Origin of the sequence: Lysinibacillus capsici (genome assembly GCF_020217405.1) — a bacterium.
GTDB classification, from domain to species: Bacteria; Bacillota; Bacilli; order Bacillales_A; family Planococcaceae; genus Lysinibacillus; species Lysinibacillus capsici.
The window spans coordinates 4,367,705-4,389,656 of the sequence record NZ_CP084108.1 but is presented as its reverse complement, the minus strand read 5'-3'; the positions used below and the strand labels follow the sequence as shown (position 1 = coordinate 4,389,656).

The window sequence follows — 21,952 nt, the reverse complement described above, 5'->3', positions numbered from 1 at the left end:
GAAAAGAAGATTTCGGCTAAGACTCCGAAATCTTCTTTTGAAATACACGATTATAATTAGTAGCATCTCGTAATGCTTTTTCTTCTATAGGTATTCGGACAGAAAGCATTGTAATATTGAGTAATGTAAAACAAAATGCTGTAAAGTAAGCCTGAAACATGAGTGGTAGCAAAAGGATTTCTAAACAAACTACCGCATAATTGGGGTGGCGCATATATTCATATGGCCCTTTACGAACAACTTGTGCGTCAGGTAAAATGAGGATTTTTGTATTCCAAAAAGTGCCTAAAGAGCGAATACACCAGATCCGTAAAGCCTGCACTGCTAAAAATATTATAAAAAATAACGGAAATAAGGGCGAGATACCATTGTTGTTTGTGACGATTTCCACTATTAAAAACAGAAAAAAGCTAATATGCATGGCTACCATATAGGGGTAGTGTGAAGCACCTACTTCATAGGCTCCTTGTGAAAGCATCCATTTTTCATTGCGCCTAGCAATGAAAACCTCTGTCAATCTTTGTAGAACGACAAGGGTAAAAATAAAATAGAAGATCATGTTACTCCCTCCAGTTTAATAATACAGCTTCTGCACAAAAACCAGGGCCAAGAGCTACGAGCAAGCCTGTATCCTCCACTTGTCCTTCATGTAACATAAATTGCTCTAATACGTATAACACTGTTGGTGATGACATATTGCCATGTTGCCGCAATATTTCCCGAGAAATGTCGGTTTTTTGGGGAGATAAATAAAGTGTATCTTCATAAGCCTTTAATACCTTTTTTCCTCCAGGATGCGCAATGAAATGAGTCAATTGTTCGCTATACAGTTCTTGATCCATTAAAAATTGCTCGATGAAAGGTCCGAGCCAATTGGTAATAATAGAAGGAATGCTTTTTTGGAAAATGACATGAAGCCCGTTGTTTTTCACATCCCAACCCATTACATTTTCCGAATCTGGCATCCATTTAGAACCTGTAGCTAGAATATTAGGGGTTGGCCTTTTTGCTGCGATAGCTACTTCATCCCCACAAACAAGTATACATGCTGCACCATCGGCAAAAAGGGAAGCACCAATTAAATTACTTTTAGAAAAATCATTTGGCTGAAAAGTGAGGCTACATAACTCGACACAAACGACAAGCACCTTTGCATGTGGATGGGCTTTACAAAAATCATAGGCTCTGCTTACACCAGCGGCTCCTCCTGCACAACCAAGACCCCATAGAGGAATGCGCTTAAGTCGATCTGAAAAGGGAAGCTTGTTCATAACACGTGCGTCAATGCTAGGTGTTGAAATTCCTGTACTGCTAACAAAAATGATGGCATCGATGTCCTCAGTTGGAATAGATGAGGATAAAAAAGCTGTATTAGCTAAACATGCTTGAATGACACTTACACTGTATTGTGTAGCTAACTCGATATATAAATTATTACGTTCTTCAAAGGAGTGATTCGTACGATGCCATTCAGCTGGCACACAAAAATGGCGTGTGTCGATGCCACCATTTTCAAAAACCTTTAAGTAGCGCTCTAGTTTTGGAATTTTTGCATAAAAGAGCTCTTTCGTTAGTTCCTCTGCGTTATCTTGCTGTAATGTGTAAGGTGGTTGATATGTGCTAATTGAAATAATTTTAGGCAATCCAACATCTCCTCGCATTTAATGGTTTTGTTCATTGTATGCGTGGATGATTGGAATAAATGCTAACGTAATTTTGATATTAATTATATAGTATCCACTAAGTGTTGAAATGTCTGAATTTTAAGTAAATGGTGTAAGAATTGTGGAAACCTCAAATTAAAGTATGTGGTTTTTGTGCGGAGTAGCTTCGGTGCCGAATTAGAGTAAGGATGTTATATTTTGTTATATAGTCATTAAAGGAAATTATCTATACATATGATTTCCTTGCAGTTAAATAAATTAAAATTTAGTAGATTTCAGTAAGTATAAGAGGAAGAAGGAGAGGGTTGTTAATTGAAGATTAATCCAAACTTTAGTATTGAATCTTGTGAAGCAAATAAGATTTTTTTAAGTGATCGAGAAGCGTGTAAAGGTTACTATATTCATTTAAATAATAATACCGTAGAAAGTTTAACAGAAAATCGTATAGAATCTCTAGCAGCACTTGGCTTATACGACAATGAAGCTATTTATAAGAAGCCTCATTTTATTAATAGAATAATTAAGTTTTCAAATCCTATAAGTGAAAAAACACTATTTACTATTAGTATATTGTTAATGTTGTTTGGAATACTCGGTGCTACTTTATCAATTTGGAATTCTTGGCCAATGATGGAGATAAACGGAATAGCAAACTTTAATGTAGATGGCTTTGTTTTTATAAAATCAATGCTTATATTTTTAATGGGTATTATTTCAGTTCATGAAATGGCCCATGTATTAAGCGCTAGGTTACAAAATATTGAAGTTTTTACAATCTCATTTAAGCTTAAGTATTATTTTATCCCTATATTTTATGTCAAAATAGTTCCTACAGGGAATAATTTAAAAAGAGCAAATATTGCTTTTGCTGGGAATGTCGCTGATTCTTTTTTAATAATTATTTATAGCAGTATGTTTATTGTAACAGGCGATCTCATATGGAGTATAGTTCTTACACTCCAAATCATTATGGGTGTATTTAATTACAATATCCTATTTCCGACAGATTTTTATATTGGATTTTTCTCATTGATTAAAAAACCCGATTTTCGTGTCCAGTCAATTAATTTTACTAATCATTTTTTTACAAGACGCTCAGCTTTCCATAAAAAGATTCATCTCTATTATTTAATTTATGGAATTTTGTTTTATGGAATGTTTATTCTATTTTTAGTGACAACAGGATTAAATATTACATATTGGATTATACGAGGTGTTAATGGATGAAGGATACAATTTGTATGAAAAGAAAGACTTTGTTTAAAACAGAACGCTTAGATGATTTAAAAGATGAACCATTGAAGATGTATTCGAATTGGAATAATTATAAAGAAAATCTTGAAAAGATTAAAAAACAATTGTTAAAGATGTTGAATGAAAAAACAGAAATACTTTACATAAATAAGAATTTGAAAGAGATGAAATCGTATTTAAATATAAAAAAAACTCTAAAAAAAGAACGCATTATTCGTGAAGCGATTTTAGATGAAATAGATGATAAACAAATTAAAGAGCATTCAAGAATCTATAATGAAACATTTGAGTTGATTAAGTCGATTGAAAAGCAAGTCGAAGATGCATTTTTAAGAAAAGTAAATCGTTACGAATCATTTTTAACTCATTCTGAATTTCAACAAGCCCTGTCAATTACAGCTTTTGAAGCATATGAACAACTTTTTAATCCAGAAATTACAAAAGACTCAGTAAACAGAGCTCGATATCGTTTTATTCAGCGTGCCACTGTAAAAACTAGCCCACTTAGCTATTTAGGAAAAACTATATATTTAAGTGATGAAACTAAAATTACTGAACAAATTAAATTAAATAATGTAGTAAAATCTTTAATTTTAATGGCTTCTCTTCATAATAAAAGTTTAGATCATTTATTACAAATTAAAGTAAGCCCTAAATTCAAAAAATGTAATGGAATGGATGCTGTCTATTTTGAAAAGAACTATTTATTAAAAGGTGTAGATTGGATACTTAAACAAGATGATATATTACACCAAAAAGAAGTCGTGGATTTTTTATCAAAAATACAGCATTGTGAAACCCCAGCAGAAGTTAAGAGGGAAGTTAGTAACTGTGAAGAAATAACGTATGAAATGTTAATAAACAATGGCCTGGTTATACCTAATTTTAATTTTTATTTTAGTTGTAACAAAAATTTTGATGATCTTTTAAGAAGAATTTTTCTTGATGAAGAACATCAATTATTCTACCCAAAGTCAATTAGTGACATAAAGAATAATTCAGTTAAAAAACTATTAACTGGTTACTTAGAGAAATTTAATAATCTATATTTAGGTGAAACCTATGAAGAAAAATTAAATAACGTCCCCTTATTTTACCATGACTATGTAGCTTTTGATCATTTTAATACACCTGAAATTCAAGGTGAATTTATTCGAGATATATTTAAGAAGTGTATCGTTGTTAATCATTATACTTACAGGCTGCATCAAACAATAATTATGAACAAAAACATATATGAAGGGCAATCGGTTTTATCTGTACTTGTTGATGTTCATGAAAAATTGAAATTTCAGAAAAATGAAACACCCTTACCTAAAATTAGATTCAAACCCTCTATAAAAAAAAGTGCATTCCTTTACTTACAAAGTGAGAAAGATGGATCCCTGGTTTTAAATAACGTTAATATTGGAAGTGGTACAGTATATCATCGTTATGGTGATTTATTTAATGAAAATATTAAAAATAAATTAAAAACATACTATGAGAATCTATTTACGTCTCCATATCCTATTTATGAATTAGTTATTGATGAAGAAATCTCAAATCATATTGATGTAGGTAAATCAATTTTCCCAAAATTAGTATGGCCAAAAGACCTTTTAAAAGTAAAAATGCATATCTCAAACGATGATATTACATTTTCGCTAGGTGGTAAACCTATTCAATTAATATATGTTGGGACAGTTCCCTTCCATTTATTCTCAGGTATAAAAGGGGATTTTTTGAATTTAATTCATCCTTGGACGGTGGATATTAATAGGCTAAACAACTTGGATACAAGAAAAGTCTCTCAACTGAATTGGCAAACTATTAGTGATTCAGATGATTTATCTGATACTCAATTTTACTACACGATCACCGACTATTTTAAAACTAATAATTTACCATTCGAATTTTTTGTAAAGAAAAAAATGATTAATTTTACTTCTAGAAAACCCATATGGATTTCATTATATTCAGTCGAGTCTATAAAAGTTCTAAAGCATTTATTGTTGAATGAACGCTATATTGAAATAGAAGAAGTAAAGCCTAGGCTCAATGGAGATTATGTAGAGGAATTTTGTATATTAACAACGGAGGGGGAATGTTAATGTGGAGAAGTTACCATATTTACACAAGTAACCGTAAAATGTTTTTACAAATTTTAGATAACCTACAAAATGAATATTATAATAGTAAGTTTTTCTTTGTCCAATATGTAGACCCAATAGGTTTTCATTTTCGATTACGTGTCCAAAGTGTTGAGCAACAAAATATAGAGCTAAAAATCAACGAATATTTTGGGAATATCCGTATTCTAAAAAAGGTTTATGATCCTGAATACACGTTATTTATGGATTCACTACCAATCTATGAGGAATACTCAGTTGAGTTAACTAAATTTCTAGTTAGTTATCGGGATATTCCGCCACATTCCTATATAGAAGATATTATAAAAATGCTCTTAGAACATTTCAGATGTAATAACATTAATTTTATTCAATTTTATATGTCTTATTGGCAAGGATATGCTCGTTTTCAAAATAAAACTCAGCAAGAAAATTTACGGCAACAGTTAAGTAGAAGTCTTGAGAGCCCCCCATTTACTAATGTAATTTCAATTTTATACCCATTAGAGGAACAGCATTTAAACAAAGAAATTTGTTTTAAATTTTTACATATGACTTTGAATAAATTTGGATTCAGTATTATGGATGAGCTTGTCATTCTATCTAATTATTTAGAGCAACACACAATTAGTCCACAGAAATAGGAGAGGAGTATTATTATGAATCACAACTTTGATAAGTTCATTATTTCTAAACGTAATGTAGTGCCCCCTCGTGGTGTACAAAAAACGAATATTGGCATTGCATATATTGCTGATATAAACCATTATCGAACTGTAAATGCAGGAAAGAAAGTGCATGACTCGGTAGCAAATCTTTCTGGTGCAGGGACAGGAGATACTCCTGAACAAGCTATGTTTTTAGCAACAATGGAAGCATACGAACGTTTAGCAAACAGTATTCCTACAAAGCGAACAATAGTAGCAACTGAAGGAAATTTAAAAAACTTAGCTGTACCACTTACTGATTTTCCTCAGATTAGTGAAAGAGAAACAAACAGCCATTTAAAACCATCAAATAGTAATCAAAAACTTAGATGGTGTGAATCGCTTAATATTACAGAAGATAAGATTTGTTACATTCCTCAAATATATATTAATTTATTTACACAGTTTGATTATGAAGGGGAAAATATTTCGCATTCAATATCTACTGGTTGTGCTATTCACCAAAATTATATTGATGCCGTAATTAATGGGATTTATGAAGTAATAGAAAGGGATGGGATAGCACTTACTTGGCTATTAAAGCGTCCATTAAAAGAAGTAAGTGAAGAAAGTTACCTAGAGGATCTAAATATATTTACTCATCCTTTTTTAGGAAAAACAACACTATATGAAGCATCAACCGTTGATGGTATACATACGTTTTGTCTTCGAGCTGAAACAAATCACTCTCAAGAGTTAAAAAATGTACTTATGTTTTCGACAAATGCATGCCCGAAAAAAGCCATACACAAAATAAAAAAAGAACTTATTTCTGTAATGTTTAGCCTTGTAAGTAGAATTCCAAAGCAAAAAGAACTTCTAAGTCGTCCATATGATTTATTTTACTCAGTAGATGAGGGAGCATTATTTATGGCGCATGAAACGATGGCCAATAAGTTCTCGTTTTTAGAAGGAAATGGGATAGTCCCATTCCCAACTGAAAAACCAATTTTTAATTCTAATCTAGAAGAACTTCATTATTTAATTGATTGTTTAAAAGAACAGGGACATAAGGTTTATGTGACAGATTTAACATCACGTGAATGCAGAGAACAGGGTTTATGTGCAGTGAAAGTGACAATACCATCATTACAACCTATTTCATTTGTTCATTCAGCACGATATTTAAAAAGTCAACGTTTAGAGTCATTTGCCACTCAAATGTTTGGATATTATGATGAAGAACTTATTAATGAGGAACCTTTACCATTTTCATAAGGAGAAACGGAGGAAATTCTATGAATTATATTGTTACAGGTATAGGGAAAAGTCAGGATGCTATTTATAAAGAGCTATTAAATAGAAAGTTTGCAGTAAAGAAAATTGACTACTCAGAAGTTACGGATAATAGTGAAGACCTTTTTTTTGTCATCTATGATGGTCCAAAACTTAATATATGTAAGGAGTTTTTAAATAGTCACGCTATAAATGCCATTCCGATTTTTGTAGATATTGATAGGATTATGATACCTGGTTTATTTAAGAATGGGGAAGAGTTTAAAAGAATATGCATAGATTGTGCATTATCTAGAATGCAAGAGTACTATTTTCCAGCAAAAATGCATGAGCTAATAATATCTCTAGAAGACGAATTCTCAGACTTGTATTTTTTACCAGAGGAAATATCGATTTTCTGTAACTATCTTATTACTTATATTAACTCCAATTTAAATAATCAAATTGCAAACTTCTCATTTGATTACTATAAAATGATATTCAAAGAAATATCAGGTTATACAAATTGCCCTAACTGTGATAATTATGATGTCAATATTGAAGAGATGAGAACATCTTTAGAGGGAGGAAAAAGATATGTCTCAACTAATAAGTGATCCCATGGTTCATTTCCCAAAGGAACCACAATTATTACCGAATATTAATATTATTATAGAGGAAGCTGTAACCGTTATTGGAAGTGTGGATGGTCCATTTCGATTAAATGGAACTAGAGCAAAGGAAATTGTCAGTGATTTACTTCCTTTATTAAAGGAAGGAATATCTTTAGAAGCATTGTATATAAAAGCTCGTTATTCAAAAGAAGAAGTTGATCAGTTGCTGGAAATTTTATTTATAAAGGGTTGCTTAATGCAGAAGGAAGACCATCAATTATTAAATAGAACAGATAAATTCTATTTAAGATATATATCAAAATTCAAAAATTTTAGTAGTCTGAAAGCTTTTAAGACCCACCTAGATAATTGCTGTATTTATATTCTTGGAAAGGATGCCTTATTAGTAGAAGCTTTAAAAGAAAATTTCGAATCATTTAATATTATGACTCTTACTGCTAATGACTTTAACCCTGTGTCACTTTCAAATAAGCGATCTTTATGTATTTATACTGATGATTTTAATGAAACTTCTATTAAAAACATTTTAGGATATATGGATGTATTATATGTAAATTATAAAGGACAACAATTTGGTCCGTTATTTTCTCAAAAAGGGATTATGCCGGATGAATATATCGGAATTTTAGAATCTTTAAAGATTAATCCAAGTGTTGAAGAAATGGATGAGAAAGAATTTTTAAATTGTGTAACATTAAATACTGTACGCGAAATCGGAAAAATAAATAATACATCACTAGTTGAAGGGTTTTATAAAAAAGAGTTTATTAACTTCAAATATTATGCACTAAGAAATAAATTGTATGAACACGATGTCCCTAGTATTGTATCATTTGAAAAATTTATACAGTTTCCTGCGAGTAAATTTGTTAATGCTTCTTCACATTTAACTCATTATAAATCTAAAAATTTGAAACTAACTGTATATAATCAAGCGTCTTTTTTGTGGAAAAAATTAGATGATGTAGAGATCCCTTCTCAAATCGATTTACTGATGCGAAAAACAGTCGGTTACAAAGATTTAGAAATCAAATATAAACGTTATACTCCAACAGGAGGTAATATTAATTCGAATTTGTTGTTTTATGTAAATATTAACGAAAAGGCATTCATGGGTAAGGGTATTTACTTCTATAACAATACCGATAATACCTATTATCAAATAATGAATGATGAACTTTTAGATGTTACAAACTTCGTAAAACTTTTGGATAGAAATTGTACTACCAATCAGAATGTTCAAGGATATTTGCTCTTAGGGAATGATACAGACATTATTGCGGAAAAGTATAACGATTTTAGCTTTAAGATTGCAAATTTAAATAATGGTATTTTATTGTCTAACCTAATGTCCTTATCAAAAATTGTCGACGTTCAATTAAAAGTTCACACTCGTTTTGATGAAAAAGCAATACTCCATCTTTTAGGAATTGAACGTTCAAATGAAATAATTAATTTTGTTGTGGAGGTGGTTTAAATGTACGGTAAATATGTTGCTCAAAGTAAAAACAATTTTAGTAAATCCATCTTATCGCCAACAATTAGTAATGATGAGTGGCCATTTCCCTTTGAGAAAGAAAATTTTCTCGAGACGCTTTCAAAAAGAAAATCTTATCGCTTTTTTAATGTTAATGATCGTCAGTTAACTAAAATTCAGTTAAATATGTTGGCCAATCACGTAATGGACTGTTTGAATCATTTTCAGTTACAGGATTTAGTTCATGTTTGTTTTATAGATCAATCGAAATTATTTGCATTAGATCGAGGTGTCTATTTTAAAAATTTAGAAGATTGGGAACAAAAATGTTTGTTAACAGCTTCATCAGTAGAAGAATCGTTGTTTTTACAGAAAGAAATGCATCGAGCAAGTGGAATCTTTTACTTTGAATGGAATGTAGAGTATATTAACAGTTTTAATCGTTTAATAGATTATCGTTATATGTTATCAATTAGTGGTTTACTGGGTCATCAGTTAAGTTTAAAGGCTTCAGAGATGGAATTAAAAGGTACTATATTCGCTGGATTAACATTAATAGAATATCTACAAGAAATTCAACAAAGCAGACAAATAAAACAATTGCCACTTTTTGCTTTTGCTATTCAGTAGATAAATTTCTTCATGGGAGGGCTAAATATAAATGAATTTAATCCTAGAAAACATTAGTAAGAGTTTTAATAATCGAACTGTACTGAAAAGTGTGAATTTAAATTTTCCATCTAAGGGATGCCATTTATTACTGGGGGAAAATGGGGCAGGAAAAACTACATTAACAAAGATTATTGAAGGTGAATTATCTATAGATTCTGGTCAAGTTTATTTAAAGACTGACAAAAAAAATATAGTTGATTGCGCCATTCAATATCAAAATTTTGAAGCATTTCAATATCTGAAAATTAGTGAGGTTATAGAGCTCTTTAAAAAAACAATAAAGCAATACGATTTTAATCAAGATCTCTTTAATTTATTGGACCTTAAAAAATTCGAGAAAACTCTAATCAAAAATGCTTCTGGTGGTATGAAAAAAGCAGTCTCCATCTTCATCACTTTTCTACTTAATAAACCTATTATTATTTTGGATGAGCCATTTGCAGATTTAGACCTGAAGAAGAAAAAAGATCTTCGTTCTTTTTTGACTTATTATGCAAGAGAAAAGGAAAAAATTTTAATAATTATTAGCCATGAAGTAAATGAATATGAAGAATTATTTGATACTGTTTCGATACTAGATGATGGTGTTATAAAGGAATCTGATCACTTGGAGAAATTATTAAATAAATATAAAACAACCGATAATTTTGGTATCGAGGACTTATTCTATGCGGTGACTGGAAAAAGGCTGGTGTTAAATAAATGACTTTGATGATTACTAAAATTTACTTAAAGGAAACACTTCGGAATTTTGGAGCACTTATCGGTACTCTATTACCTGCAATAATGTTTTTTGTTATATCTATATTTATAAAAAATGCAGCTTCAGTCGGTACAGAGACACTTGACTTAATGATTCGTGGTCAATTTCTTACTACCTGTATATTATTCACTATTTTCTCTGTGGCATTTTCTGGGGGTACTGTTTATTTAACCGATAAGAGATCTGAGCGAGTTTTTGAATGGTTAGATAAAACAAATATTAAGTTTTATGAGTATTTCATAGGTTTAGGTTTAGGTATTTTAATTATATTAAATATATTTTTAACAATTATTTTATTAGCGTTCAGCACAATTACAACACTTGAATTGGTAGACATAGGTAAAATTTTGTTGATCTCTAACTTTACATTCATTGCATTATATCCAATTAATTATGTGTTGTCATCGTTATTCCCTAATGGCAAAACCGCAACAAGTATGTTAGTACCATTGATGTTAATATTACTATTTTCGGTTACCATGACAGATTTATTTGTATCACTAAGTGGTAATGACCCACAAAATTATTATAAGTTTTTAATTTGGAACCCAATGCTATTTTTAAATGATACATTGCATTATATTTTAGGACTAGCTGAATCTCCATGGATGGAATTGACAAATTATTTACTCATTCTTTTAGCCTTATTTATTTTATTATTTATAATTTCAAAAAAGACTTTTCGATATCTGAAGTAAAGAGTTTTATTCACTGAAAGGAGGTGATACTGATGGAAGAGAGAAACAATCTTTTATCAATAGAATCAAAGATTTACATCGAAGAGCAAGAAGAACTAAATGAAATAGCAGCTTCATTTGGTACATTAAGTACTGTTTCGAGTGGTTCTTGTCCAGGTTCTTCATTAAATACTACTTCATCTGTGTCTACAGCTGGATAAACTTGTATCTGTGAATTAGATGAATAGTATTTTGATGAATCAAAAAGTTAGAGTAGAGCATAGGAGCCTGAAATGAAGAGCAGGAGTAATGATTAAATAAGAACTGGACCAAGGAATTTACAAGAACAAGCCTAAACTTGTCTATCTTTTTCTAATCTTTCAAATTCAGTAATCTCTTTATTTTGGATGAAAGATTAAATATGAAATGTTGGGAGAGTATTTAAATGGAAGAATTCGCTGAAAATAAAGTAGAAGAAATGAGCCTTTATATTGAAGAACAAGAGCAGCAGTTAAATGAAGTTGCTGGTACATGGGGTTGTGCATCAAGTTTTTCTTGTCCAGCTGCAACTGCAGCAACTGCTTCTTCAGCTGGATGAAATTTGAACTTGAATTTTCTGAAAAATATTAAACGGAGGTATTTAAATGGAAAAACACGAAAAAAATAAAGCAGACGAAATGGGCTTATATATTGAAGAGCAAGAGCAGCAGTTAAATGAAGTTGCTGGTACATGGGGGTCCGCAACAACATTTGCTTCAGCATCTACAATTGGTAGTAGTGCATCAACTGCAAGCTCTGGAGCAACTGCTTCATCATTCGGTTGATAGAGAGGATGGATATTATGAATGACAATCAAAATTTTAATAGAAACCTAAAAGATACTTTATATATCGAAGAGCAAATGGACGTGTCAGAGTTTGCTGGGTTTACAACAACTAGTAGTCTAGCAACAGGTGGATCTTTTGCTTCTGTCGGAAGTTGTGCAAGTTCTGTTTCTACAGGATCATGTATCTCCAGCGCAGGTGACTAAATCTAAAATTATATAATTCATTAGAATAACTTCATACATAATACTCATTAAATATGTAATGTATTTAATGAGTATTATATCATCTTTCCGTTCATTATACTCTCTAAAGCAATTGTCTATACCATTCTTATCGATATTTATTTACATATTTTAAAACCTTTTTTTCTATGTTTAGAATTATTCAAATTTGGGTTTGAATATTCCGTTTCTTTCTAAAGTTTTAAGAGTTACATTGAATGTCAACAAAAGGTATTCAAATAGAACGTACTACTAAAGCGAAAAATGGAAAATATATGGTTGTTATTGATGTTATAAAAATGTGAAATTACACAAAATATTGTTTTTTATACTAATCCTATTGTAGTGTCTGAAAGGTGGTGAGAATAATGACGTATAACAAAAAAAAATCAAATGTACTAGAATTGCAAAAAATGGATGTCAATAATAAAAAGTTGAATGGCGTAATGGGTTATTCAACAACAAGTAATTTCCTTTGTATCGGTACACCAAGCATGATGAGTCAATTTACTTGTAGCAAATAAATCGGATCTGTAACGAATAAAGAGTGGAGGTAATAATTATGGATATGCGTTATGTACAGTATATTAATCTTAAAGAAAAATATTATGAGCCTCCACTTGAAAAGGCGACAGAGTCAGCTCTGAAAATTTCTAATGTACCCTTCAATTGGGTTATAAATTCTGACAAACATTGGACATATTATTCTAAGCCAGACTCTGATTTGCCTATTCAGGGTTGGAAGATACATATAAGTTCTATACCAAAAGAAGCTAAAGAAATATTGAGAGTTGTTTCGGATTTTTTGTTTGAGAATTCTGTTCCGTTTAAACATGTATCTAATGTGTGGGAATTAGTATTAAAGAATTCTAAATATGGTGACAGAGCCTCGTCAGGTAAATTTATTACGATCTATCCGAATAACGAAAGTCAGTTTACTTTCCTTTTAGAGAAATTACATTATCTATTGAAAGACTTTTCAAACGGACCATACATACTGAACGATAAAAGATGGTTAGATGGGAATGTTTATTTTAGATATGGGGCATTCAAGGAGATGTATTTAATTAACGGTGCATCAAAAATTCCAGCCATTCAAAATTTTTCTGGTGAGTTAATACCCGATTCTAGAGCGCCATATTATACGGTTCCTGATTTTATAGAAGAGCCACTAATTGTTAAAAAAATGTCAGAAGCGCATGGGGAAATACAAACTGCTGTATCAGAGCTTGATAATTATATTATTGAATCTGCTTTGCACTTCAGTAATGGTGGTGGGGTTTATGTGGCAAATCACATTCCTTCAAATACAAAAGTAGTATTGAAAGAGGGGCGACCAAATGCAGGTTTAGATGGTCAAGGAAGAGATGCGGTCGAGCGTTTAAATCATGAGGGTAGTATATTAAAAAAACTCCTAGGATTAGAATCCGTGGTTTCATTCCATAAAACATTCCAAGAGTGGGAACATGTATTTTTAGAAGAAGAGTATATTAGTGGGACATCCTTAGATACTTGGATAGCAACGAATTATCCATTCTCTGCACAGCAAAACTCAAGTGAATACTGTGACAATGCATGTTCTATACTAAAACAATTAAAAGATGCTCTGCAATCTATCCATGCTAGAGACGTTGGTATGGGCGATCTACAGCCAGCTAATGTAATGGTAACAGCTTCTAATGATATTAAACTAATTGATTTTGAAGCAGCGAGTCATTTAAACGATAGTATTCCTTCAGGTTTAATGCGACTTGGTTTTGTAGGTGCTCCAAATCTTTCGCGGGAACAGACAGATTGGTTTGCCTTACTTCGTATAGCAAGATATCTGTTTCTACCGATAGGGCCTGTTCAAGATATAGCGGTAGACATCATAAAAAAACATGATCAATGGATTTTTGATCAATTCGGTAGTAAGGCAATGAGATGGATTGAAGAAATTGAAAGTGAATGTAATAAAAGGTGCGTTATACCACAAAAAAGTTTCCTCTCAGCGCCATCTAAATATTTTAATAGATCAGATATACCCAAAATTCTCTCATCAATCAGAGCTGGTATTATTAATGATTTGAGGTGTGATGTCAAACTATTATCGGGGGATATCCGTCAGTATGAAAGTTTAGGTGGTATCTTTAATATACTAACAGGTGGCTTTGGTGTAATCATGGCATTAATGCGCACAGGCGATGTACCTGAAAAGGCAAAATCTTGGGCAATAAAATATAGTTCGCAAGAAGTTATTAATCAGCTTGATATGGGGCTTTTTTCAGGAAAAGCGGGAATAGCAGGAGTACTTTATGATTTAGGGATGATTGAAAGATCCAAAGCAATCTATGATTCAATAGAAATAGAATCAAATAATGAGGATATTTCAATAAGAACGGGATTAGCTGGGATAGGCTTAGCATTTATATCTGCATCCTATATATCGGATTTTAAGTACATGCTTAATCGTGCTATTAAAATAGGCCTTCAGTTACATTCCCTTCTTGAAAAAGATATAGTGGTAACTTCTAACGATGCTGATGCCATTCCACTAGGGCTAGTAGATGGATGGTCCGGTGTTTCTCTATTTTATAGTGCTTTATATAAAGCTACTGAAGAAAAAGTATGGTTAGAACTTTCTCTGCAAGCTTTAGAAAAAGATATAAGTATATGTACTATGGATAATTCAGGAACGTACCAAGTTATCGATAAAGAAAACACAAGGTTTATACCGTATCTTGCAGGAGGCAGCGCGGGCATAGGTCTTAGCATGATAGAGTTGAGACATTTGCTAAAGGACAAGAGATGGGAAACTGAATTAAAAGGCATAGGGGAAGTGGCTAGTTCCAAATGCTTTTACGGTTCAGGTCTTTTTCGTGGCTTAGGCGGAATAATTCTAACTGCCAACGCAGTTGATATCGAGCTTCAAACGGGAGGACAATTCTTAGATAAAGCAATAAATACCTTAAATTTATATGTACTTAGTGATAATGATAAATATTTTATGCCAGGGGACTATTGCTATAAACTTTCGGGTGACATTTTTTCTGGAGCAGCAGGGATGTTATTGGCACTTTCAGGAATTGAAGAAGATAGATTTTCTTGGCTACCATTACCTAATTTGAAAGAAACTTTTTCTTCTTATCAAAATTCAACTAATGGAATAGCTGTTCTTTAAAATCATTCATTTGCTATAAAAATATTACAATCAATTAGCTAGAATGAGGCAAATTCAAATGAATAAAAATAGTGAACGGAAAAATTCGAAAACTTTAAGTGGTAAAGTTTTTTTAAAGCTTATTAAAGAAGCAAATCCACCAAAATGGATAATCTTTTTTGCTATCGTTTTAGGAATAATCGAAACTGTTGTTGGGTTACTAGTTCCACTTTTTACGATGAAATTAGTAGATCAATTGGCTAGCTCAGCGTTTAATTTTTCTTTTATGCTTTTATTTGGGATTATTTTAATTATGCAAACAGTATCCTCAGGATTATCCTTCTATTTTATGACTTATATAGGAGAATCCATTGTTGCCTCTATTCGAAATCGATTGTGGAGACATGTGCTACGACTCCCCATTTCCTTTTTTGATGACCGTCAGTCTGGGGAAATATTGAGTAGAATTACGCAGGACACAAATATTGTAAAAGCATTGATTACTCAGCATTTAATCACATTTGTCACAGGGATCATTACGATTATTGGGTCAATTATTTTCCTATTGCTCATTGATTGGAAAATGACTGTTATTATGCTGATTTCTATTCCTTTGTCAATTTTATTTATCCTACCCTTGGGACAAAAAATGTACAAGATTGCAAATGCTACGCAGGATGAAATGGCGAATTTTTCTGCTAACCTTGGTCGAGTGTTAGCAAATATTCGTCTTGTAAAAGCGTATCATGCTGAGAAAACCGAAGGCAAGTATGGTGAGAAGAACGTTCACAACCTTTTTAAATTTGGCTTAAAAGAAGCAAGAGTTCAAGCCTTCGTTTCCCCATTCATGACATTTGTAATGATGCTTGTTCTTGTTATATTAATTGGTTATGGTGGCGTACAAGTAGCCTCTGGTGCACTAACTGCTGGTGCGCTAGTAGCGATTATAATTTATATGTTTCAAATTACGGTGCCCTTTACTCAAATGGCCTCCTTCTTTACATCTCTACAAAAGGCACTTGGGGCGATTGAAAGAATTCGAGATATTCTTTTTGTTCAGCATGAGGGCGAGGGCGAGCACGCAAAGATAGAAGTGCAGAGTGCAGAACAAAATATATCATTTTACAATGTTTCTTTTGCCTATCAAGAAGATATGATTATTAAAAATCTCTCATTAACAATTCCTACTGGAAAAATGACGGCATTTGTTGGTCCTAGTGGTAGTGGGAAAACGACATTATTTTCTTTGCTAGAACGTTTTTACAAGCCCATCTCAGGTGAAATATTACTAGGCCAAACTAGTATTTATGACATTTCACTGCAGTCATGGCGCAGTCAGCTTGGTTATGTCTCACAAGAAAGTCCCTTAATGTCAGGGACTATTAAAGCAAATATTTTATATGGTGTTGAACACGGAGTGTCAGAGACAGCTATTCAACATGCTATACAACAAGCCAATGCATGGGAGTTTATTGATAGACTACCTGATGGTGTTAATACGCAAGTTGGAGAAGGTGGTATGAAGCTTTCAGGAGGGCAACGACAGCGGATTGCCATTGCAAGAGCTTTAATTCGAAATCCAAAAATTTTATTGCTGGATGAGGCTACTTCCAATCTAGATAGTGATTCCGAATTACTTGTTCAAAAAGCATTACAAAAATTAATGGCGGATCGAACAACACTCGTTATAGCGCATAGACTTTCTACAATACTTGATGCCGATCAAATTGTTGTGTTAGAACGTGGAGAAATTACAGGTATCGGTACACATAAAGACTTGATGCAAACACACATGTTCTACGAAAAGCTAGTGCGTCAACAACTGAAAAACGAGGATTGAATTTCCCTATATATTTTTACTGGGACGTTCATTATGAATGGGAAATACAATTTTAATATAAAACAACTTGAATTTTGATATTTAAAAAAATCTCCCCAAATTGTTAGAAGAATTTCTAACAATCTGAGGATATTCAAATAGCTTTCTATGTTTAAATGTTCTCAACCTCATGTCTTATATTATATTACTTTTAGAACATTAGGGCAGACCACTTTTTAAAATATCTAAACGGATTACCTCTGTTACAGCTTCTGTGCGAGAGTTTACGCCTAATTTTTTATAAATTTTAGTTAAGTTGTATTCAATGGCTCGTATACTTAAAAATAATTCATCGGCAATTTCTTGATTACTATACCCTTTAATCAAGCTTCTCAGGATGGATATTTCTTTTTGAGTGAGTAGTGTACTTAAATTATTGCTTGAGGGAATTGGTTCTTTTAGTTCTTTTAATAAGGGTAAAGGCAATAAGACATACCCTTTTAATGTAGCACGTATAGTCATAATTAAATCTTCATAAGGAACAGTTTTACTAACTATTCCACAAATGTTCAAATTCATAAGCGAGCTAAATTGTGAATAGTAATCGAAGCCAGTATATAGAATAACTTTAGCTTTAGGTCGTATTGCTAAAAGTTTTTTTGTTAGATCTATACCAGAGCACTCAGGCATTTGTATATCAAATAAGTAAATATCATAGTCGCTAATTTCAAATTCTTTATATATTTCTTCTAGCTCGTGAAGATAAGTAACCTTAAAATCTTGTTCATTTTCTAATATGGCTTTAGTACCTAGACCTACCATTTGATGATCATCTACCAAAAGAATATGAATCAATTTTTTCACCTCGGTATTGTTATATGGATTTCCGTACCAATACCAATTTCAGTAATGAAGTTGATATTTCCGTTAAAGCTATAAACTCTTTCTTTTATACCATTTAGTCCTGTATGTGAGTTATTGACTGTTACTGAGTCCGGCTTAAATCCATTACCGTTATCTCGATAGTCAAGATATATGTTCTTTTCATCATCCCATAAACTTAATGATATTTTAGTTGCATTAGCATGTTTATGTGCATTGTTTAGAAGTTCTTGAATAACCCGATAAATGCAGATTTCCAAATTATAGTCGTCGTGTTCGATGATAGGGGGAAAATCATATGTAATGTCAAAGCTAGCCTTTTTTTGCATATTTGCACACAATTCTCTTAAAGCTACAGTTAATCCCCCTTTTGTTATTGAGATTGGACGAAGCTCATTGCAAGTAGTGCGTATTTGATTAATTACATCTTGCATCCCGTTCTTTATTTGATGTAATTGACTTAGTGTATCTCTTGGAAGGTAGGGCGTTGTAGTGATTAAGTTTTCAAGTGAACGATACCAAATAATTTGATCCTGTAAGGCTGAATCATGAAGATCAGCTGCTAAACGTCTTCTTTCTTGCTCGGATAATTGAAACAGAAAACGTGATAAAGTGGAAGATGATTGTGACTGTTGAACCTCTGTTTGTTCAATGGTATGTATTAGATTTTCAACAGCAAAAACGTTTTCATAAACGAGTCTTATATATTTAACAATATTAATAAACCAAACTTTTTCATGAAGGTTAAAAACTGTTTGATTTTTTTTATAGCCAATCCATATGTATGTATGGGTTGTTTCGATTGTATAAATCCTCATACCAATTAAACCTTGGTAATCAAGTAAATCTATCTTTTTATTTTTATGATTACGTATTTTATCTTTGAATTTTTCAGAAAGGTGAATAGCTTGCTCGTTTTTTGGAATTTCCTCTAAATGGAAATTATCTGTAAGATAGTCAAACTTTATAAAAGCAATAATGCTTGGCCCTAATGATTCTTGAAGCTGGTTGATAAACAAATTTTTTAAATCTTTTTCTTTCATGCTTGATGATAATTTTCCAATAAAAAACTCAAGCTGCTGAGACAAACTATCATCCCGCATCCAAAGGCGATGTCGAAGGACAAAGTCTACTTTCTCTTTGATAAAAAGTAAAATAATAATCATACTTACAATTACAAAAATTAAAAAGAAAAAATATAAAATCTGAGAATTAGGATTTAAGCTGCCAAAAATAATAATTGTAGCAATGCTTATAGCAGGTAAAAGAGAAAGTAAAAAGTAATAAGGAATTCTACTTAATATGAAGTTTAAATCTATTACTTGTTTAGAGACAGATAAATAGAAATATCCAATAGGGATAATAAACAAAAAAATTTCAACGGTATCATCATCTAGGTAGGGTAAATTTAGCATATATGGTAATGCATGCAGCAATATGAATGGTGTGAATGCGAGGACATTAATCCATACTAACCATTTTAGGATTGTCTTCCCTTCATGACATATGTTTTTTATGTAGTAATAACATAATAAAAGAATCACAAAAAAAACATTTGAGCAAAAGTAAAATAAAACTATATTTGCACTAATTGCTGAAAAATGACCTTTATATAATAAATTTAATATACTGATTGATATGATAATGATGGAAAAAACTTTATTAAAGTTAAACCACATCGATGATTGTTGTTGAATAATTCTTCTTTCATGAAGAAGAGCAAAAATAAATAAAACTAAATACATTGATCCTAGTGGTAGAAAAGTAATAATGATGATATTAGCGATAATATCATCCCTTCCAGACTCGGTCGAAGCAAATAAACTCAAAGCAGCTGATAACAAGAATCCAATGAAATATCGATTCACTGCATTTGGAGATTTAACCATTAGCATGGATAAAACTAATGCTAGTATAGAAAATAAACTTGGAATAATTAGTTCTTTAATAGTACTTCTTGTCTCAAACTTTGGGATAGCAACTGTTTGTGTAATTTCGCCGTCTGTAATTTCTACTTTGCTTCCTCTGTTTATAGAGACATCAGTAATTGGCTGTCCGTCAATCTTTTTGATAATATTTCCGGGTGAAGCGGTTGTATAACGTACCCATCCATCATTTTGGTTAATATTGGTTATTATATATTCACCAGTTGAATTATTAGATATATTTATGCCCATATATGGCGTTAGCATTAATGATAATAAATAAAAATGTATAATGATAAATATACTACTTAAAATTAAAACAAATTTTTTGAAAACCATAATCTCACTTCCCATAATTATAGTGTTTTAAGAACAAATAATATAGTTGAAAGGATGTAATCTAAATGTTAATGGATGTAATTCATTTATTATTAAATAATTCGAGTAACATTGATCAAAAAGAATTGATATATATGTTATCTGCAGATGAAATTAAAGTAATTACTGATGCTCTGAAATCGCTTGAAAGCGTAAATACTTCTATTCTACCGGCTTCAAGTTCGTGGGCTTCAAAATAATGACTAAACTTTAATGTTAAGTAGTAAATTTTTGTGTTTATTTGAGATATCTAAAGAAGATATACAATCCTTAAACTTCTTAAGGTATATTTGCTCAACAACATGACAATATGTTATTGCACCACCATTCATAATACAAAGTAGTAATTCTTGAAGTTCACTATCAAGCAATTCCTCAAAAGATTTATTATTGTTATAATATTCCTTTATTGATGAAAATTTTGGATCTTGTATATGTAGATAATATAAAATAGGAAGTGTCTTCTTTTTATCTTTGATATCATTTTTATGTATCGAATAAGATAAATCATTTACATCATTTCTTATTTGTGCAATAACTCCGAGATAATAGGAGTATTCTTTTATTTTTTCAAATGTTGATGGACATACATTTCCGGCACCAAGTAAATTTGCTAACAAGATGAGAGATCCTGATTTCAATGCAGTCATGTCAAAATACTCTTGTTCAGTAATAGTGTCATTAATTAAATCAGTGTGCTGCCCATTAATTGCATCAAGCATTAATGGGTAAATAAAGATGTTAAAGAATTTTTTTACATCACTGGAACAATTGATATAATGTATTCTTTGGAGAGCTATAAATAAATACCCTAGTAGAATATTTAAATTATAACTAAGGGGTTTATTACTCCAAGGATTACATGGGGCATCATTATCCTGAATATCATCCAAAATATCGGCAGATAAAAGTATAAGTTCTACAATAGTTTGGATTTCTGTTAATTCGCTTTTATTATGTACGTTTCTAAAAATATTGTAGTGTATTTCAGTTAATTTTGAGAAACTTAAAGGTTGTTTAAATTTAAATTGTATATACTTAATTGCAGTATCTTGTAATTGCTGGTTGAAAAAAGACTCAATAATCCAATTATATGCACAATCCATAATTTCTTGTTGGGAAGTAGTGTTCATTTTTTCTCCTTTCTTTTAAAATGTCTGTAAGTAATGGAATGTATTTTTTACAAAATTAGTAATTATGTAAGTATATTACAGTATAGCATGGTTTTTTATAAATAGTTAAGATGTTTTAAATATTAGATAGGTCTTTACAAATCCTCTTTAATAATTTTTTTACGATAACACATTTGTAATAGTTTCTTTTTATTTAGTAATTCCTTTTTATATTATTGAAAAAAGGATTTCCTTTTTTAAGTTTCATCATTAATTGAAAATGATAGGAGTGGAGGATTGACGACTCCTTTGGAATCACCCTGAAGTGAGATAATTAGAGGAAAGAGTTCTAAAATCTAAAAGCGTATATTCCAGTATTGAGTGATGCCTTTGTGACGAATTCCTATTGCAGAAGGAAACTAATCGGTCGCTCTCAGAAAAGTGACTGTCGGAGTGGTAATAAAATGACGTTAT

General features: G+C 31.3%; 22 protein-coding genes. 17 read left to right on the top strand and 5 right to left on the bottom strand.

Going from position 1 to position 21,952, the window contains the following annotated elements; genetic code table 11:
* Positions 1-16: 16 nt before the first annotated feature.
* Together LCP48_RS21690 and LCP48_RS21685 are read right to left on the bottom strand one after the other, a co-directional pair.
* On the bottom strand, positions 17-559 hold the full coding sequence (locus LCP48_RS21690; RefSeq protein WP_225340510.1) for an isoprenylcysteine carboxyl methyltransferase family protein: 543 nt from the start codon (positions 557-559) through the stop codon (positions 17-19).
* A 1-nt stretch (position 560) separates the two neighbouring features.
* The gene (locus tag LCP48_RS21685) at positions 561-1,643 is read right to left on the bottom strand and encodes a type III polyketide synthase (protein ID WP_004231783.1); all 1,083 of its coding nucleotides are present in this window, start codon (positions 1,641-1,643) and stop codon (positions 561-563) included.
* Between the two features lie 333 nt (positions 1,644-1,976).
* Here LCP48_RS21685 and LCP48_RS21680 point away from each other — a divergent pair, with 333 nt between their 5' ends.
* The 16 genes from LCP48_RS21680 to LCP48_RS21605 all read left to right on the top strand — a co-directional run bounded on the left by LCP48_RS21680 (position 1,977) and on the right by LCP48_RS21605 (position 17,202).
* A complete protein-coding gene (locus LCP48_RS21680) occupies positions 1,977-2,891 on the top strand; it encodes a zinc metalloprotease (RefSeq protein ID WP_004231786.1) in 915 nt (304 codons plus the stop codon).
* The gene (locus LCP48_RS21675; protein WP_004231789.1) at positions 2,888-5,011 is read left to right on the top strand and encodes a hypothetical protein; all 2,124 of its coding nucleotides are present in this window, start codon (positions 2,888-2,890) and stop codon (positions 5,009-5,011) included. Before LCP48_RS21680 ends, LCP48_RS21675 begins: the two co-directional genes overlap by 4 nt.
* Positions 5,011-5,673, top strand: coding sequence for a lantibiotic dehydratase C-terminal domain-containing protein (locus LCP48_RS21670; protein WP_004231791.1), 663 nt, complete (start codon positions 5,011-5,013; stop codon positions 5,671-5,673). The genes LCP48_RS21675 and LCP48_RS21670 overlap by 1 nt, the downstream gene beginning before the upstream one ends.
* Positions 5,674-5,688: 15 nt before the next feature.
* Positions 5,689-6,954, top strand: coding sequence for a YcaO-like family protein (locus tag LCP48_RS21665; protein ID WP_004231793.1), 1,266 nt, complete (start codon positions 5,689-5,691; stop codon positions 6,952-6,954).
* 20 nt (positions 6,955-6,974) lie between these two features.
* Positions 6,975-7,568, top strand: coding sequence for a hypothetical protein (locus LCP48_RS21660; RefSeq protein WP_004231796.1), 594 nt, complete (start codon positions 6,975-6,977; stop codon positions 7,566-7,568).
* Positions 7,549-9,063 (top strand): nitroreductase family protein, encoded by a 1,515-nt coding sequence (locus LCP48_RS21655; protein WP_004231798.1) that lies wholly within the window; start codon positions 7,549-7,551, stop codon positions 9,061-9,063. The genes LCP48_RS21660 and LCP48_RS21655 overlap by 20 nt, the downstream gene beginning before the upstream one ends.
* Positions 9,064-9,693, top strand: coding sequence for a hypothetical protein (locus tag LCP48_RS21650; protein WP_004231800.1), 630 nt, complete (start codon positions 9,064-9,066; stop codon positions 9,691-9,693).
* A 31-nt stretch (positions 9,694-9,724) separates the two neighbouring features.
* On the top strand, positions 9,725-10,441 hold the full coding sequence (locus LCP48_RS21645; RefSeq protein ID WP_004231802.1) for an ATP-binding cassette domain-containing protein: 717 nt from the start codon (positions 9,725-9,727) through the stop codon (positions 10,439-10,441).
* A complete protein-coding gene (locus LCP48_RS21640) occupies positions 10,438-11,196 on the top strand; it encodes an ABC transporter permease (RefSeq protein ID WP_004231803.1) in 759 nt (252 codons plus the stop codon). Before LCP48_RS21645 ends, LCP48_RS21640 begins: the two co-directional genes overlap by 4 nt.
* A 32-nt stretch (positions 11,197-11,228) precedes the next feature.
* The gene (locus LCP48_RS21635; RefSeq protein ID WP_004231805.1) at positions 11,229-11,396 is read left to right on the top strand and encodes a thiocillin family RiPP; all 168 of its coding nucleotides are present in this window, start codon (positions 11,229-11,231) and stop codon (positions 11,394-11,396) included.
* Positions 11,397-11,620: 224 nt separating this feature from the next.
* Complete coding sequence (locus tag LCP48_RS21630; RefSeq protein ID WP_004231807.1) at positions 11,621-11,773, top strand: thiocillin family RiPP; 153 nt, start codon at positions 11,621-11,623, stop codon at positions 11,771-11,773.
* A gap of 46 nt (positions 11,774-11,819) precedes the next feature.
* The gene (locus LCP48_RS21625) at positions 11,820-11,999 is read left to right on the top strand and encodes a thiocillin family RiPP (protein WP_004231810.1); all 180 of its coding nucleotides are present in this window, start codon (positions 11,820-11,822) and stop codon (positions 11,997-11,999) included.
* A gap of 17 nt (positions 12,000-12,016) precedes the next feature.
* The gene (locus LCP48_RS21620; protein WP_004231811.1) at positions 12,017-12,205 is read left to right on the top strand and encodes a thiocillin family RiPP; all 189 of its coding nucleotides are present in this window, start codon (positions 12,017-12,019) and stop codon (positions 12,203-12,205) included.
* A 386-nt stretch (positions 12,206-12,591) separates the two neighbouring features.
* Complete coding sequence (locus tag LCP48_RS21615) at positions 12,592-12,747, top strand: class III lanthipeptide (RefSeq protein WP_004231812.1); 156 nt, start codon at positions 12,592-12,594, stop codon at positions 12,745-12,747.
* Between the two features lie 38 nt (positions 12,748-12,785).
* Entirely contained in the window at positions 12,786-15,383 is a 2,598-nt protein-coding gene (gene lanKC, locus LCP48_RS21610; RefSeq protein ID WP_004231815.1) for a class III lanthionine synthetase LanKC, read from the top strand.
* A gap of 58 nt (positions 15,384-15,441) precedes the next feature.
* Entirely contained in the window at positions 15,442-17,202 is a 1,761-nt protein-coding gene (locus LCP48_RS21605) for an ABC transporter ATP-binding protein (protein ID WP_004231816.1), read from the top strand.
* 198 nt (positions 17,203-17,400) lie between these two features.
* On the opposite strand, the gene LCP48_RS21600 is transcribed toward LCP48_RS21605, so the two are convergent.
* Both LCP48_RS21600 and LCP48_RS21595 read right to left on the bottom strand, forming a co-directional pair.
* The gene (locus LCP48_RS21600; protein WP_004231818.1) at positions 17,401-18,036 is read right to left on the bottom strand and encodes a response regulator transcription factor; all 636 of its coding nucleotides are present in this window, start codon (positions 18,034-18,036) and stop codon (positions 17,401-17,403) included.
* A gap of 5 nt (positions 18,037-18,041) precedes the next feature.
* Positions 18,042-20,327, bottom strand: a complete 2,286-nt coding sequence (locus LCP48_RS21595) for a sensor histidine kinase (protein WP_004231819.1) — start codon at positions 20,325-20,327, stop codon at positions 18,042-18,044.
* A gap of 65 nt (positions 20,328-20,392) precedes the next feature.
* Between LCP48_RS21595 and LCP48_RS21590 the strand changes: the two genes are divergently transcribed.
* The gene (locus LCP48_RS21590) at positions 20,393-20,566 is read left to right on the top strand and encodes a hypothetical protein (protein ID WP_004231821.1); all 174 of its coding nucleotides are present in this window, start codon (positions 20,393-20,395) and stop codon (positions 20,564-20,566) included.
* Between the two features lie 3 nt (positions 20,567-20,569).
* On the opposite strand, the gene LCP48_RS21585 is transcribed toward LCP48_RS21590, so the two are convergent.
* Positions 20,570-21,499, bottom strand: a complete 930-nt coding sequence (locus LCP48_RS21585) for a polyprenyl synthetase family protein (RefSeq protein ID WP_004231824.1) — start codon at positions 21,497-21,499, stop codon at positions 20,570-20,572.
* Between the last annotated feature and the right edge of the window lie 453 nt (positions 21,500-21,952).